Raw genomic sequence first — 14,494 nt, 5'->3', positions numbered from 1 at the left:
CGGGCCGGGATCACGCCGGCAGGCGGGCGTCCACCGGTGCGGCGGAGGTCTCCGCCAGCAGCCGCACGACCGAACGCACCGCGGTGCGCCCGGCGCGGTTGGCGCCGATGGTGCTGGCGGAGGGGCCGTAGCCGACCAGGTGGACGCGCCCGTCCCGTACCGCCCGCGTGTTCTCCACCCGGATGCCGCCGCCGGGCTCCCGCAGCCCCAGCGGCGCCAGATGGTCGATGGCGGGCCGGAATCCGGTCGCCCAGAGGATCACGTCGACGTCGATGCCGGAGATCCGCCCGTCGTCCCAGGCCACCCCCGTCGGGGTGATGCGGTCGAACATCGGCAGCCGGTCGAGGATCCCGCGCGCCCGCGCGTCGCGGACGGCCTCGTTGAGGGGAAGACCGGTCACGCTCACCACACTCTGGGGCGCCAGCCCCCGTCGCACCCGTTCCTCCACCAACGCGACGGCGGCGCGCCCCTGTTCGGCCCCGAACGGGCCCTCGCGGAAGACGGGCTCGCGCCGGGTCACCCAGTACGTGGCCGCCGCGACGTCGGCGATCTCCATCAGGTGCTGCGTACCGGAGGCGCCGCCGCCGACCACCACCACCCGCAGCCCGGCGAACTCCTCCGGCCCCGGGTAGCGGGCCGTGTGGAGCTGCCGCCCGAGGAACGTCTCCTGCCCCGGATACCGGGGCCAGAACGGCCGGTCCCAGGTGCCGGTCGCGTTGATCACCGCCCGCGCCGCGTACGCCCCCTCGGACGTCTCGACCAGCAGGCGCCCTCCGCTCCCCTCTCCGGCCGCTTCCCTGACCGCCTCGACATCCACCGGCCGGTGCACCCGGAGCCCGAAACGGCGCTCGTACGCGTCGAAGTACGCGCCGATCACCTCGGAGGAGGGCCGATCCGGATCGGCGCCGGTCAGCTCCATGCCCGGCAGCGAGTGCATCCCGTGCACCTTGCCGTACGTCAGCGAGGGCCAGCGGAACTGCCAGGCGCCACCCGGACGCGGTGCGTGGTCGAGGACGACGAAGTCGCGGTCCGGCTCCAGGCCGACCCGTGCCAAGTGGTACGCGGCGGCCAGCCCGGCCTGCCCCGCACCGATCACCACCACGTCGGTGTCCCGCACCGCCTCAGAATCGTTCACGCTTCTACCAACTCCGGAAGCGCGGCGCCTCTTCCCGCGCGTCCGGCCGGCCGCCGCGTCCGCCGATGCGGTCGGGCATCCTGCGGCCGGGCATCCTGTGGCCGGGGGCGGCAAGATGGCGGCATGCCTGATTCCTTCACCACGCACGTCCTGCACCTCACCACCGGAAGGACGGAGACGGTCACCGACCTGACCGGCGACTGCGAGCAGTTCCTGTCCCGTGCCGCCGCCGGCCGGGACGGCCTCCTCAACATCTTCGTCCCCCACGCGACGGCCGGGATCGCCGTCCTGGAGACCGGAGCCGGCAGCGACGACGACCTGCTCGCGACCCTCCACACCCTGCTTCCCGCCGACGACCGCTGGCAGCACCGCCACGGCACCCCCGGCCACGGCCGCGACCACGTCCTCCCCGCCCTCGTACCGCCCCACGCGACCCTGCCGGTGATCGCGGGCCGCCTGGAACTGGGCACCTGGCAGTCGGTGTGCCTGGTGGATACAAATCGCGACAATGCAAACCGTCAGGTTCGGCTGAGCTTCTTCGGTGGGTGAGCCGATCCGGTTGCACGATAGGCGGGAAGTCCGGCCGCACCAACCGGACGCTCGGACCGTGTGTCCGAACCTGTCACGCAGGCCTGCATAAGCCCTCGACGTGCATTCGAAGCGCTGCTCCGCACACGCTTGTTCCGCCTCCCTGCTGCTCATTTTTTTGGGGGTAGCTTCTGAAGATCGTCGATCGGTTGACCAGTAAACTTCGTCACCGGCTCCCTCGGCAGGTGCCCGTGATGTCGGTACACCATCTCGTCGGGATGTCGTTTCACCCGTGCGAGCCGCCACGCCGCGTCGTAGGACATGCGGCGCGGTTCTTGAGCACGTAACCGCAGAGCTAGGAGGCTGGTTGCCTGGTCGAGGAGCCAGCGTGGGGCGATCGGCTTCATTGTCCTACGCCCGTCCCAGCGGGGGGGATCGGGCGTACCCCCGCCGCCACCGCTGTCAGATACGTCTACGGTGGCCATTTCGTCCGATGATGGCCAGGGAATATCGGCCCATGCCATAACCGCAGGCGGGCGTTGGTGCGGCCCTGTACGGTCGCGACATGGAAAAGTGGGTGGTCCCCGAGAACTCGAAGAAGCGCGTCCAACGCGCGAGCCGGACGATCGGGAAGGGGACGGGCACCCCCGAGGAGATCCGTGAGGCGCGGGACGTCCTGAGTAACTACCGTCTCGCCCATGCATTTCCTCTGAACGCGGTGACCGTGACCGTGCGGCTGCGAGCGCTCGACATCAACCCAAACGCCGTCGTGGCCCAGCGCCGGAAGCGCCTGCCCACGATCCTGGACAAGCTGAAGCGCCACCCCACAATGAGCGTGACCACCATGCAGGACTTGGGGGGTTGCCGGGTGGTCTTCGACACCGTTGCCGAGGTGGACGAGTTGGTCAGTGTCCTGAGGGACTTGCCACGGAGCAAGAACCGCGTCAACAAGGTCTACGACTATCTACGTGATGACCCGGGGCCACGCGACTCTGGCTACCGGGGCGTTCACCTGGTGTACGAGTACGGAGCCTCAAAAGAGGAATACCACGGCCTGCGGATCGAGTTGCAGGTGCGCACGCAGCTCCAGCACGCCTGGGCGACCGCCGTCGAGACCATGGATTTGTTCTCGGGCAGTGAGTTGAAGTACGGGAAGGGCGACGCGGACGTGCTCAGGTTCTTCGTCCTGGTCGGCTCGCTGATGGCGTACGAGGAAGGCACCACCCCGGTGCCCGGAGCCCAGGGGACGCGAGAGGATCTGGCGGCCGAGTTGGCACGCCTGGAGGCGAGCGTCGGCGTTCTGGAGCGGCTACGGGGCTACGCGGCGATCGTGGGCGAGCACGCCAAGACGGACCGCCGGAACACCCTGACCCTTGAGCTCTGGCGGACCAAGGGACAGCTCGCAGTGACGGTACACGAGACGCTGGCCGCCGCCGAGGCCCGGATCACTGAGTTGGAGGCATTGGACGACGAGGACTTGGACGCGGTGCTCATCAACATCGCCCGGATCAGCCAGCTGCGTGACGCGTACCCGAACTACTTCGCAGATACCGGCCGTTTCGCCGACTTCGTCATGGCGTGTCTTAAGGGCAGTTGAGACGGGCGGGCACAGTGTTCCCGGTCGACTGTGGGGTTGGATTCGCGAAGGCGCAGGTCCGAGTGCCGCGGTGTTCCTGAAGAGTAGCTGCCCGCCCCGCTACCTCAGGGGTGGCCGATCGGGGCGGGCAATGATCCGATACCTGTCTGAAAGACGTCGTAGCTGAGGTTTGCCACATTGCCTAACTCGTAGTGCTCATGGACCCTGGAAGGCTTGCCACGGTGGCGGGCGTTTGGGGGATGTGATGGTACGCCCGGCAGTACGCGACGGCAGCGATCCCAAGGCTGTCCGTGACACGCGCGTGTTGGTCGACTGCCTGCAGGAGCTGGTGCGAGGCGCTTACCGGCCTGTCAGGAACTGCAGCAAGTACCCCGAAACGGTGTGGCTTGCAGATGTTCCAGAGGGACTCGTCCGGCCCGTAAAGGACGCCGACTCCCGCATCATGGTGGTGAAGCACCGTCCACCCCTGGACGCGCCCCGGCTGCCAGCAGTTCTGCAGGGACGCGTATCAGTCGAGGCCACAGCGACCGCCGCCGCAGAGCCTCCCGAGCTGCTCGACGACATGGCAATGTTCAGTGAACGGACAGACCCCTTCAATGACGAGGCCGATGATCCGAAGGCATTGGATGTCGGCAGCTCAGATGTGCGTAAGGCCTACGAGGGCTGGGTCGGCCGATGGAAGCGATGGGCGCGGGAAGAGCTAGCTGCTGCGTCGCACCGCCGTCTGCACCAGCAGCTGTATCGGATTGCCAAGAAGATCCAACAGGACGGTGACTCCTTCGAAACCGTCCTGGCCGTAGGCCTCCTGCAAGTAGGAGCCGAGCGAGCTTCGGCTCGGGTACGCAGGCACATTGTGACGGTTCCTGTCACCCTTACGGTTGATCCGAATTCAGTCAACATCACGGTGTCTTTGGTGCCGGGTCAGTCAGGTCGCCTGGAAGATACCGAGTTTCTCAGCGAGTCCGATGGCTACACCTCGGAACTACTGGGGGTCGTACGTTCTGAGGTGGAGGAAGCCGCCTTCCACCCCTTGTCAGACCGGGCGTCTGAGGCCGTGCGCTCATGGGCCCAGCGTGCCTTCGGTGTCGAGCGAACACTTCCGTTCGACTCCGGCAGCGGGCACCCTGACCTCACCGCCGACCCCCAGGCACGGTCACTGCATCATGCGCCGGCGATCATCCTGCGCGAACATGGCCAGCGCTCGGTACTCGGTTTCTTCGAAAGTATCGCGCGAGTCTTGAAGCGTCCCGGAGCGCAGGCGCCTTTGGGGCTGGCACAGCTGCTGTACGACCTCGAACCCGAGCAACGCACCGCCTGGGAGAGTAGTAAGGGTCCCGTCCCTCCGGCACTGGGCCCGGAACCGCTATTCCCCATGCTCACCAACGCGGCCCAGCTGGACGTGCTGGACAGACTGCAGCACGACACCAGCGTGGTGGTCCAAGGCCCGCCGGGCACCGGAAAGACCCACACGATCAGCAATCTCATCGCGGCGCTTCTCGCGGATGGCAAGAGAGTCTTGGTCACCAGCGAAAAGGGACAAGCTCTCAAGGTACTGATCGACCAACTACCGCCCAAACTGCGCAGCATGTGCGTGCTCCAGCGCGATCAGTGGCAGGGCGGCAGCTCCGATCTGCGCCAGTCGCTCGGAGCTCTGGCCCACCTGAGCGCGACCACGAACACTGCGCGGCTTCAGCAGCACATCGAGACCCAGCAGGCTCAGCGACACCAACTTTTGGCTGAACGGGCCATGCTGCGAGAACGTCTGAGAGCGGTACGGGAAGTGGAGTGGTATGAGCACCCCGAGATCGCACCGGGATACCGCGGCCGCCTCGACGAGATTGTACAGACGGTCGAACGGGGCAATGCTGACTACCAGTGGCTGCCGCCGCTGCCTGCACAACCAGGGCAACTGCCACCATTGGATACTGATGAGGCTCAGCGGCTATGGCTGCTGGTGACCCAGCACGGCCCAGAGATCCTCGATGCTCACATTCAGTACTGCCCCGATCCAGGCACCTTGCCCGACCCCGAAGAGGTCTCAGGCCGCATCAGGGACATAGAGGCAGCGAACACAGCCCTCGGGTTGGAGCCCGCAACGCCACTTGCCCAGGCCCTGGCCGAACACGGGGAAGTGGAGCTTGCAGTGACGGAAGGCCTACTGGAGCAAGCCCAGCAGGCCCTTCAAGACATGGGGATGTCCGCAGACCCTGCAGCGTGGCAAGAGAAGAGCTGGCCCACTCGCGCGCTTGAGGACGGCATCGCACGACGCTCGCAACAGATGTGGGACAGCATCCGCAACGCCTCAAAGCGAGCCCAACAGACCCAACAAGAGATTGCGAACGCCTCCTTCCTGAATGTGGAAGTGCCCCAGCTACCCGAAGGCGAAGAACGAGAACTACTGGTAAGCAGCCGGGACGTTGAGAAGTACCTCCTGGGAAACGGTCAACTGAACAAACGATGGCCCCGGCCAGCTGTCCTCAAACAAGCCCGGGTCCTACTCGAACAATGTCGAGTCGAAGGCATGGCCCCAACCAACCGAGAGCAAGTTACCGCGGTGGTGCGCCATCTGGAGATGCGCTCCCACATCCGTACTTTGCGCAGCCGCTGGGCAGGGGTCGGATGGGACGTCGAGAAGAACACACCAGAATTGCTGTTCTCCGAACTCCTGGACAGAGCCTCCTTGCTGCAGGCCATCGACTGTTGCGTCGCGGCAATCCGCCAAGTCCACACGAGGCTGCTCACCAACGGTATCCCAGTACCTGTCACCACAATCGATCAGTGGCAGAACGTCCGACGAGCTACTTCACAGGCCAGGAACCTGTTACGGGTCAAGGCAGCAGACCGCCAGCTCAACGAGCTTCTCACTAGCCTTCCTCAGCCACAAGCTCAAGGCGTTCAGGAGCTTCGCCAGGCAGCTGATGCCGTAGCTGCCCGCGACGCCCAGGCCTATGCCAACGCAGTGCAAGCATTGACGCTGGCGTACCAGCGTGAAGCGGACCGTCGAGAGACAGGAAAACTGTTCCAGCGCCTGAGCGAAGCTCACGCTGAGTTGGCGCAGGTGTTCGCCTCCGACCCTCTCGCAGGACACTGGCGTGACCGATTCGCTGCATTCCCCCACGCGTGGGCTTGGCGGCAAGCACAGGACTTCCTCGACACCGTTCTCCTCCCCGGTCGTGAAGAACAGCTCGAAGGGGAGCTGGCGCAGATCGAAGGCAGACTCCACGAGATTGTAGAGGGCCTGGTGTGCGACCGAGCGGCCCTGCACTGCGTGAGCCGCATGACCACGAAACACAAACAAGCCCTGGCCGCTTACGCCAGCGCCATAGCCAATGCCGGCCAAGGGACAACGGACTACGGAAAACGCCACCAACGACACGCACGCTCAGCCATGCAGACAGCTCAGGGCGCGGTCCCCGCATGGATCATGCCGCTCAGGCAGGTAGCCGAGACGATTAGCCCGGAACCAGACTCCTTCGATGTTGTGATCGTCGACGAAGCCAGCCAGGTCGGTCTGAACGGCCTCCTGCTGCTGTGGCTCGCCCCGCGGATCATCGTCGTCGGGGACGACCGCCAGTGCGCGCCCTACTACACCGGCAGCAAACATGACCGGATCACCCAAATTTTCGACGAACGCATGGATGCACTTGAACCCTGGCAGCGCGAAGGTTTCGACCCCAAATCCAACCTGTACGAGCTGCTTTCCTCACGCTTCACCGAAGTGGTCCGTCTCACCGAACACTTTCGCTGCATGCCCGAAATCATCAAGTGGTCCTCAATGCAGTTTTACCCCGACAACGAGCTCATCCCGCTGCGTCAGCACGGCTCGGACCGGCTCTCCCCGCTGAAAGTTGTCCACGTACCAGAAGGCCACTGTGAAGGACGCAGAGATAAGCTGATCAACCGCCCCGAAGCAGAGGCAGTCGTTGACCAGCTCTGCCGCCTCACCCAAGACCCGGCCTACGCCGACCGCAGCCTAGGTGTCATCATCCTGCGCCAAGGCGCCCAGAGCCGGCTCGTACAAGACCTCGTTGACCTGCGCATCGACATGCCGGCCCGCGAGCGCCACAACATCCTGGTCGGTACTCCTGAGGAATTCCAAGGCGACCAACGCGATGTCATCCTGCTCGCCATGGTCGTCGACGGCACCAACGTCATCGCGGCAACTGGGCGCAGCCATGAACGGCGCTTCAATGTCGCAGCCAGCCGAGCTCGCGACCAGATGTGGCTCTTCCACTCGATGACCGTCGACCAACTGAGCAGCAAAGACCTGCGCCGCTCCCTGCTCACCTACATGCAAAACCCGCCCCCGCCCTACACCCACGCCCGCCAGCCGGCCAACGTCACCCCAGACCAGCTATGCGCCCCCTTCGACTCGCTCTTCGAGCAACGCGTCTACCTACGCATCAAGGAACGTGGCTACGACGTAGTGCCGCAGTGGGAAGTCAACGGCAAGCGCATCGACCTAGTCGTCACCGGGGGCCACGGACGCCTCGCCGTCGAGTGTGACGGAAGTCCCCACCACTCCACGAGGCAACAGATCCACGACGACGCGGAGCGCGAACGAGAACTACGCCGCGCAGGCTGGACCTTTTGGCGCGTGCGCAGCAGCGCCTTTGCTCTGTCGCCGGAGGCCGCCCTGGCCCCTCTGTGGAAACGCTTGACCGACCTCGGAATCTACCCGGATACCGCATCAGACGGAGGCGCAGATGGCACAGAACCTCTGGCGGTGTGGGCGCCGGTCGGTCTGGCTGAAGCCGAGACCGCAGAGGAAGAGGCAGACCCCTATGACGGTGAACTGGACGACGACAGTGAGGCAGTCTGACATGGAAAAATTCGACGAAAGCACTCTCGAAGAGCTGGCTGCCTTGATCAGCGGAGATGAGGCCGGCATGAAACGTCGCGGTGGCTGGGAGCTGGCGCCCTTCCTCCGCCGCGCTGGCTGGGAAGATGTTCCCGATCACGACGGCAGCCCACGACACACATGGCTTCTGGACCTCCTGCGTGAGCGTAAGGAAGACGACGCCGGAGACATCGAGCGTGTCGTACTGCGCCTGGCCGACCGGCGTGAGTACCAGCAACAAGCCAGTGAGTACACACCTGTCATCGAACGGCTCCAGGAAGTCCTGGCCCTCGAAGGCCTACGCGTCGACTATCGCAACGGGCATCCCAACCTCGTTGCGTACGATCCTGACAACCCACCCCGGCCACAGCGAGTTGAACTCAAGGTCACGATCACCGACATCGTCGCTGATCCCGACTTGGCCCGCGCCGTCCAGTTGCGTCTGGATGAGGCGCACACATGTCAGGAAAACGGCGCTTACACCTCTGCGGTCATCATGCTCGGCAGCCTCCTCGAAGGCGTGCTCGTACACGCAGCCGAAGTCAGGCCTGCCGCCACGCCACTTTCCAAGCCGCTCCGCGCGGCTGGCATGCAGGACCTTGTTCAGCATGCCCATGTGAATGGATGGATCGACCAAGACGCGAAAATGGCGTCGGAACTATTGCGAACCTACCGCAATCTGGTTCACCCGCTCGCGGAGAAGCGAGCGAAGCACAGCGCGGACTTCGACACAGCCGATCTGTGTTGGTCCACCGTGAACGCCGTCCTCAATGACCTGGCGGCCAGTCGCGTCTGACTACCTTCCCAAAGCCTGGCTGCGCCTCGGCGCTGCCGCGCAGCCCGCCACCAGGGCGCAGCCAGGCAGTGTCCAGGTTCAGTTCGTAGTGGTCACCTTCGTGTCCGGAGGGAGCCCGGCCACTTCTGGGAGCGGGTCCGCCGATCGATCCGTGGGGACGCGACCAAGTAGCGTGAGTTGCCTTAACGGAGTTTGGTGGACACGAATCGCGACAATGCAAACCGTCAGGTGCGTCTGACTTCCTCGACCAGTGAGCCGCTCTGGTACGACTGGAGAACCGCCCCTGCGGATCAGGCCGTAGCTTTTTGCTCGCGAAATCCAAGAGCCTTGCGGCGTCCTCCACGCTCCCCATTCCGTCCACATCTCAGAGAGTTGCTGGCCGAGCACGGTGAGGTCTGGCCCCAGCGATCGTGGATCGCTGGTGACGAGCGGGCACTTCCGGCGGGTGCTGGCCCCCTGGAGGTACAGGGCCGATCTACGGTTGCGGCCTGCCGTGGCAGCTCGGTGGCGCCGCATACCGCACACACCGGGGCTCCTCGCAACCGCGAGGAGCCCCGGCCCGCTTTTCACGTCAGGTCATTGCCCTATGGGTAGGCGACCACATTGCTGGGAGTCGTGTCCGAGGCGGTCACCGCCCCCACGTCGTTGATGACGTGGGTGATGGTGCCCACGCCGCCGAGCGAGACCGTCAGAGCGTTGTGGAACTTCACGCCGGGAGTGTTGGGCACTTCGAAGGCGTGGTAGCTGTTCACCGCGGGGTTGACGTTGAAGTAGCAGTAGCTGCCGAGCCCCCACGCCTCGTGGGTGGTGACGCCCGCGCCCACCTTGTAGGCGGCGTATCCGTTGACCCCTGCCGCGCTCATCCACGCGGCCTGATTGGGCACGTCGTACGGCATCTCGTTCTGGAAGAAGATCGTCTTGCCGTTCTGGCCGTTCCAGATGACTTCGTGCTTCTGGTAGTGCTCGACGAAGAGACCGGTCGCAAGAACGCTGTTGCCGTTGACGATCACGCCGGTGTCCGCCGTGTTGGTCGTCCAGCCGAAGGATCCCGCCTTGCCGTGGTCGGCCCGCCAGGCCCAGATGTGGTCGATGATCACGTTGTTGCTGTTGACGATCAGGCTGGTCGTCGCCTTGCCGGCGATCTGGCCACCGATCCGGAAGAACACGTCCTGGATGGTCGTCGGGTTGCCCGCGTGGCTCGCGGACGATCCGGACGGGCCGACGGTCAGCAGCGCCGCCGAGTTGGTGGTTCCGGCGTCGATCAGCAGGCCCTTGAGACGGACTCCGTCCACGTCGGCGACCTGGATCGCGTTGACGCCGTTGTCCGGGACGAAGGTCGGGTAGCCGATGCCGAGGACGACCGTGTTGGCCCGGGTGACGTTCAGCGTCTGGTTCAGGTGGTAGACGCCCGGCGTGACGAACAGGTTGCAGCCCTGAGACAGGGCGTTGTTGATGGTCGCGGCGGTGTCGCCGGCCTTGACCACGTAGAACTGGCTCATCGGCTGAGAGGTACCGGGAGTGCTGCCGTTCGCCCAGCTCGCCCCCGATGCGTCGGTGCGCAGCGACGGAAGGAACACCCGGTATTTTCCGGCGCCGTCGACGTACAGATACGGCACGTCACGGGAGACCGGGGTGGTGGCCAAGGTGGTTTCGGGCGGGTTGGGGAAGGTGTTCGCGGGAGCACCGGCGGTGCCGGAGAAGACCATGTTCCACACGCCGCCGGCCCAGCTGCCCACGTTGCTGTCCCGGGTGTACCACTGCTGCTGCGAGATGGACGCCGCCTGGCCGCTGACTTTGGTGTCGGCGATGTAGCCGCCGCTCGCCCAGCCGTAACTGGCCGGGTAGAGCTGCAGGTCGCCGCGGACGTCGATGCGGCGGAACGGGGCCGCCTGGGCCACGGCCCAACGGTTCCCGCCCACCGGATTGATGGCCAGATTCTCGGCCGAGCGCCAGAAGTTCTGCGTCGCGTTGCCCGCGTCCGAGGCGTTGAAGGCGTCCACGGTGACGTGTCCGTTGATCGTCACGTCGCCCGGATTCTGCCCGAGACCCGCCACCGAGGTGTAGTAGCCGACATTGTCGTCGACGGCGTACGTACCCGGCTTGAAGAGCTGTGCCACCCGGTTCTCGCTGAACTGCGCGGAGGCGGTGTCCTTCATCTGGGCGAACTGCGCGTCGAGCTGCGCCTGAATGGTGGCACTCGACATGCTCGGGTCGTAGATGTGGACGTTCGGACCGAAGTCCGGCGTGTCCGACTGGGCGGGGCAGCTCGCCGCTGCGCCGATCGTGTAAGTCGCACTGGCGACGGCGGAGTCGGCGAGTCCGGACTTGATGGCGATGGCCTTGATGGTGGCGGTGGCCGTGACGCTGATCGGCGCGCTGTACAGAGTGGACGCCGCGGTGGGGGTGGAGCCGTCACGTGTGTAGCGGATGCTCGCGCCCGCGGTCGCGTCGGCGAGCGTCACGCTCTGGGCCGATGCGTAGGTGCCCGCTGCGGGAGTGAAGGTGGGTGTGGCGACCGTGCCGGTTCCACTGCCGCCCTGGGTGTACGTGAAGTGGGGCGTGTCGTACTGCGGCCCGCTCTTCTCGTAGGTGAACCAGTACTCCAGGACCGTTCCGTTGGCGAGCGAGCCGACGGTCTGAGTCCACGTGCCCGCATTGTTGGTCATACGGACGTTCTGTTGGTTGGCGCTGTTGACCAGGTAGTGCACATCGACGTAGACCGCGGACGTGGTCGGTGTGAACGAGATCTGAGCTTGCGTGGAGCTCAGTTGAGTGACGCTCTGGGTGTAGTCAGCTGTGGCTGCCGAGGCGGGAGCGGCGCTCTGATCGAGGCCGAGCAGTCCGACGAGCGCGAGGAGGAGCGCACTCAACAGTGCGATGACGCGGTGCTTCGGACCTGGCAGGCGTCTCGTGCGGCCGGGCGGGACGGTAGTGCGCATGGGGGGAGTCCTTTCACCTGGTTTCGTGAAGTGAACACCGGATCAACGCGGAAAAATGGGTGCAGACGGTCTCGACGCTGTGCAGTGCATAGCCTTGACAACTCTGCAGACCTTTGAATGAACCTCTTGGAAGCGCTCTCAATCTGCGGATGAGCGAGGTGCTGGGGTCGTCAAGGAAGTGTTGAGTGACAACGGTGAACCGTCAAGAAGATGCACAAGCTTCAAGTCTTGAACGCTTGTTGCGTGCCAAGTCGCATCCAAGTTCGGTCACAAGATGAGGTGAGTTCGCGAGTTGTCGCACCTGGCCTCAGGGATCGACTTCCAGGATTCGGGCCCTGCGCGGAAAGTGCTCTTTCAGGACGGGGACAAGCTGCTCGTGGTCGGTGTCGGAGTCTTCCTGGACGAGGACCGTTCCCGCGCCCGGTCAGGTGCGAGGCAGGGATCGCTCTTCCGCGTCCCGGGTTCGCCGTACGTCGCGAGCATGCGCAGGCTCGGTTTCCCCGACGACGAGCTGGGAGCCGAACCGTCGGACCGGGTGTTCGACGCGATGTTCGCCTGCGGTGACGAGCAGGTCGTCGCCGCACGTGTCCGCGAGCAACTCGACGCGGGCGCGGATCACGCGGTGGTGCAACCGATGGGCGTCGGCCTCGGCACGCTGGTCGGCCATCTGGAGCGCATCGCGGTCGAGCTGACGTGAAGAAGGCGGGCCCGGGGCTCGCGCCCCGCGCCCGCCCGAGGGTATTACGGGACCAGGAGGACCCGGCCCAGCGCGGCCCTGTCGTCGAGCAGCCGGTGCGCCTCGGCCGCGTCGGCGAACGGCACGGTGGCGTGCACGGCGGTGGTGAGCTTGCCCGCGGCGAAGTAGCCGGCGAGCTCGTCCATTTCCGCGCGTGCCTGCTCGGGCCTGGTCATCCGCCATGCCGTCAGATTGAAGCCCGCCAACGACTTCAGCGCGAAGATGCTCGTGACCGGTACGGAGATCAGGTCACCGCTGGCCGCACCGTAGGTCACGGCCCGGCCGTACGGTGCCAGCACCTCGAAGCTGCGCTGCAGGATGTCTCCACCGACCGCGTCGAGCACGACGTCGATCCCGTCCGGCACCGCCGCGCGCACCTGGTCGGTCCAGTTCTCCTCGGTGTAGTTCACCGCGACGTCGGCGCCGTACTCGCGGGCGAACTCCAGTCTGGCGTCCGAGCCGGCGGTGGCGACCACTGTGCCGGCCCCGAGCAGCTTCGCGATCTGTACGGCGAGGTGCCCGATGCCGCCTGCCGCGGAGTGCACCAGTACCGACTCGCCGGCGGTGAAGTTGCCCGTCCGCAGCGCGCGCAAGGCGACCGGCGCACCCATCGGCAGCATGGTGGCCGAGCCGTTGTCGATTCCCTCGTCCACCTTGACGGTCCACTGCGCCGTGGCGAGCACGTAGTCGGCGTAAGCGTCCTCCGCCGCAAGGGCCGCGACCCGTTCTCCGACCGTGAACCCCTCGACACCCTCGCCGACGGCCTCGATCGTGCCGACGACGTCGCCGGTCGGCTTGCCGGGCAGCGGTCGCTGGAAGATCGCTCCCGCCCCCGGCCCCTGCCGGTACTTGGTGTCGACGAAGTTGGCGCCGACCGCCTCGGTCTTGATGAGCACCTGCCCCTCACCGGGAACCGGTACTTCGGCCTCCTCGATCTGCAGGACCTCAGGTCCCCCGTATGCGTGGTAGCGGACGCGCCGCATGGCAACCCCTCTTTCCCAGCTAAAGTGGACTACCAGTCAAGTTGCGGCAACGTACTGGACCGCTGGTCCAGTTGTCCAGGAGGTTCCCCCGATGGCGGAAGTCCGACGTGAACGCGCCGACGCGGCCCGCAACCGCCGCGCGATCCTGCGCGCCACCGAGGAACTCCTGGCCCTGCACCGCCCGGAAGAGATCTCGATGGAGCAGGTCGCCGCCGCAGCCGGCGTCGGCAAGGGCACCGTGTTCCATCGCTTCGGCAGCCGCATGGGCCTCATGCACGCCCTGATTCAGGACCGTGCGCTGGCCCTGCACGACGCTGTCGTCTCCGGCCCGCCTCCGCTGGGTCCCGACGCCGACCCGCGGTCGCGCCTCCTCGCGTTCCTCGACGGCATCGTGGACGTGGTGGCCCGCAACAAGGGACTGCTCGCGGCCCTGGGCCACGCCGGCACCACCGCCCAACGCCCCAGGGCGGACGAAGGCCATCCTGTCTACCGCTTCTGGCACAGTCACCTCAGCACGCTGCTTGCCGAGCTGCGCCCCTCGCTGGACGCCGAGCTGATGGCACACGTTCTGTTGTCGACTCTGAGCAGTGAGGCCATTCTGCGACTCCTGGAGAAGGGAGAGGGAGAACGGCTGGCGGTCACGTTGCGGCTGATGGCGGTGACCCTGCTGGACGCGTGATCCGGCCGGCCTTGGTCCCCCTTCGCGGCCCCTCCGACGCGGGCTCACGCCGTGTCGCTCACCCCTCGTCGGACAGCGGCACCTCGGCCCGGACGGTTTTGTCCCGTGCTTTCGGCCGGGTGCCCCAGCGGGTGCTGATCTGCGAGGTGATGGAGAGGCCGCGCCCCGGAACCGCACCAGCGCGGCCATGCCGTGGTCGGCTGCGCGCTTCCGGTTGCGCCGACCGCCGAGGAGATCGCTCACTTGCTGACGTCCGTGGAC

At 65.9% G+C, this 14,494-nt stretch carries 9 protein-coding genes and 1 pseudogene; 6 read left to right on the top strand and 4 right to left on the bottom strand.

Annotated elements, in window-relative coordinates; translation table 11 throughout:
• Positions 1-10: 10 nt before the first annotated feature.
• Positions 11-1,117, bottom strand: a complete 1,107-nt coding sequence (locus ACWCWD_RS27635) for an NAD(P)-binding domain-containing protein (protein ID WP_450776823.1) — start codon at positions 1,115-1,117, stop codon at positions 11-13.
• Positions 1,118-1,258: 141 nt separating this feature from the next.
• Between ACWCWD_RS27635 and ACWCWD_RS27630 the strand changes: the two genes are divergently transcribed.
• From ACWCWD_RS27630 to ACWCWD_RS27615, 4 genes are all read left to right on the top strand, one after another.
• Positions 1,259-1,684, top strand: coding sequence for a secondary thiamine-phosphate synthase enzyme YjbQ (locus tag ACWCWD_RS27630; RefSeq protein ID WP_450776764.1), 426 nt, complete (start codon positions 1,259-1,261; stop codon positions 1,682-1,684).
• A gap of 544 nt (positions 1,685-2,228) precedes the next feature.
• A complete protein-coding gene (locus ACWCWD_RS27625) occupies positions 2,229-3,260 on the top strand; it encodes a RelA/SpoT domain-containing protein (RefSeq protein WP_450776762.1) in 1,032 nt (343 codons plus the stop codon).
• A gap of 562 nt (positions 3,261-3,822) precedes the next feature.
• The gene (locus ACWCWD_RS27620; RefSeq protein ID WP_450776760.1) at positions 3,823-8,082 is read left to right on the top strand and encodes an AAA domain-containing protein; all 4,260 of its coding nucleotides are present in this window, start codon (positions 3,823-3,825) and stop codon (positions 8,080-8,082) included.
• Position 8,083: 1 nt separating this feature from the next.
• The gene (locus ACWCWD_RS27615; protein WP_450776758.1) at positions 8,084-8,896 is read left to right on the top strand and encodes a hypothetical protein; all 813 of its coding nucleotides are present in this window, start codon (positions 8,084-8,086) and stop codon (positions 8,894-8,896) included.
• A gap of 584 nt (positions 8,897-9,480) precedes the next feature.
• Here ACWCWD_RS27615 and ACWCWD_RS27610 read toward each other — a convergent pair.
• The gene (locus ACWCWD_RS27610) at positions 9,481-11,358 is read right to left on the bottom strand and encodes a chitobiase/beta-hexosaminidase C-terminal domain-containing protein (protein WP_450776821.1); all 1,878 of its coding nucleotides are present in this window, start codon (positions 11,356-11,358) and stop codon (positions 9,481-9,483) included.
• A 108-nt stretch (positions 11,359-11,466) separates the two neighbouring features.
• A pseudogene (locus ACWCWD_RS27605) lies at positions 11,467-11,835 on the bottom strand (hypothetical protein); the annotation flags it as partial.
• A 346-nt stretch (positions 11,836-12,181) separates the two neighbouring features.
• Here ACWCWD_RS27605 and ACWCWD_RS27600 point away from each other — a divergent pair.
• Complete coding sequence (locus ACWCWD_RS27600) at positions 12,182-12,532, top strand: hypothetical protein (protein ID WP_450776756.1); 351 nt, start codon at positions 12,182-12,184, stop codon at positions 12,530-12,532.
• 44 nt (positions 12,533-12,576) lie between these two features.
• On the opposite strand, the gene ACWCWD_RS27595 is transcribed toward ACWCWD_RS27600, so the two are convergent.
• On the bottom strand, positions 12,577-13,554 hold the full coding sequence (locus ACWCWD_RS27595; RefSeq protein ID WP_450776754.1) for a quinone oxidoreductase family protein: 978 nt from the start codon (positions 13,552-13,554) through the stop codon (positions 12,577-12,579).
• Positions 13,555-13,645: 91 nt separating this feature from the next.
• On the opposite strand from ACWCWD_RS27595, the gene ACWCWD_RS27590 reads away from it, so the two are divergent.
• Positions 13,646-14,233, top strand: a complete 588-nt coding sequence (locus ACWCWD_RS27590) for a TetR/AcrR family transcriptional regulator (RefSeq protein WP_450776752.1) — start codon at positions 13,646-13,648, stop codon at positions 14,231-14,233.
• Positions 14,234-14,494: the final 261 nt, after the last annotated feature.

This window comes from Streptomyces sp. NPDC001493, assembly GCF_053597235.1.
The sequence above is the reverse complement of the archived record's forward strand: the minus strand, read 5'-3'. Positions and strand labels throughout refer to the sequence as shown.